Source organism: Martinezella tropici (assembly GCF_008370325.1).
Taxonomy (GTDB): Bacteria; Pseudomonadota; Alphaproteobacteria; order Rhizobiales; family Rhizobiaceae; genus Rhizobium; species Rhizobium tropici_B.
This window is the reverse complement of record NZ_VNIP01000028.1, coordinates 1-1,212: the sequence shown is the minus strand read 5'-3', so window position 1 is coordinate 1,212 and position 1,212 is coordinate 1. Positions and strand designations below refer to the sequence as shown.

Below are 1,212 nucleotides of genomic sequence, written 5' to 3'. Positions count from 1 at the left end.
AGTCGACGCTGGTCAAGGTCCTGTCCGGTTTCGAGCAGCCGACCTCCGGCGAGATTTTGCTCGACGGCAAGCCGGTGAAGCTGCCGCCGAACGGAGCCGCCGAGGCGCTCGGCATCGTCATCATCCATCAGGAATTCAATCTTGCGGAGCATCTGACCGTTACCGAGAGCCTGTTTCTCGGCCGCGAAGTTACGCGCTTGGGTGTGCTCGATCGCAAGTATATGCGGGCCGAAACGCGGCGCGTGCTCGACCTTCTCGGCTCGCATGTCGACGAGAACGCCATAATCAGCACGCTCTCCATCGCCGACAAGCAGATGGTGGAGATCGCCAAGGCGATCAGCCGTGATGCGCGCATCGTCTTCATGGACGAGCCGACCGCCGTTCTTTCGCGCGAGGAGACCAATTTCCTGTTCAAGCAGGTACGCAAGCTGCGCGATCAGGGAACGAGTTTCGTCTTCGTCTCCCATAAGCTCGATGAGGTCATGGAACTGACGGATCGGGTCACGGTGCTGCGCGACGGCCAATGGGTGAAGACATCGCCGACCTCGCTGCTCGACGGCGAATCGATCGCCCAGCTGATGGTCGGGCGCGAGCTCTCGAGCCTCTATCCGGCCAAGAACGAGCCCGATGTCGACGAAAAGGTGGTGCTTAGCGTTGTCTCCCTTTCGACGGGCTACGTCCATGATGCAAGCTTCGAGCTGCGCAAGGGCGAGATATTAGGCTTTTCCGGCATGATCGGCTCGGGCCGGACAGAGCTGATGGAGGCAATCGTCGGTCTGCGCTCGCGCGCTGCCGGCGACGTCGTTGCCAACGGCCAAACGGTGCCGGCGCATGACGTGCATGCGGCCATCGACGCCGGGCTTGCCTATATGACCAAGGACCGCAAGTCGAAGGGGTTGCTTCTGAATTCGGGCATGGTCGTCAATCTGACCCTGCAGTCGCTCGACCGACACGGCAAGTTCGGCTATCTGAGCGCCTCCAGCGAGGCCGATGCGCTGGCGCGGGCGCGCCGCCGCTTCGTCATCCGGGTGAGGGACTTGAATATCGTTGCCGGCCGCATGGCCGGTGGCATCCAGCAGAAGCTGCTGCTGGCGAAGGTCATGGAGACCGAGCCGCAGATCGTCATCATCGACGAGCCGACCCGCGGCGTCGAGGGCGGCCCGAAGCAGCAGATCTATACTTTCATTTCGGCGCTGGCGCGCGACGGGGACT

1 protein-coding gene is annotated in these 1,212 nt (G+C 62.5%); it reads left to right on the top strand.

Translation table 11 applies throughout. The features are described from left to right. On the top strand, nt 1–1,212 hold a 1,212-nt coding region (locus FP026_RS29955; RefSeq protein ID WP_149638164.1), incomplete at both ends, for a sugar ABC transporter ATP-binding protein.